The following is a 230-nucleotide window of genomic DNA, read 5'->3' on the forward strand; positions in this document are numbered from 1 at the left end:
GGAATGTCTGAGTCGTCCGCATGCCTGATGCTGATTTCCGCCCAACAACGACGGCGCAGAATGTCCTCGGTGCTGTTCGGGTCCAGTGTTGCAATCTTGGGACAACCAAACGCTTCGTTCTCGAATCCAATGGTGCCGTAGGCGCTCTGTACCCAAAAAACCTCGACCTTCATGGGTTTCGCGGCGTGGAGATCGTTCGGCGTGAGATCGAGTGCCGGCAAAGCCTTAAT

At 55.7% G+C, this 230-nt stretch carries 1 protein-coding gene; it reads right to left on the reverse strand.

From position 1 onward, the window contains the following. Positions 1–230, reverse strand: a 230-nt coding sequence (locus H6A60_RS13680) for a hypothetical protein (protein ID WP_205105429.1), incomplete at both ends; no start/stop codon positions are given.

The sequence above is a fragment of the Sutterella massiliensis genome, from assembly GCF_016899755.1.
GTDB lineage: Bacteria > Pseudomonadota > Gammaproteobacteria > Burkholderiales > Burkholderiaceae_F > Sutterella > Sutterella massiliensis.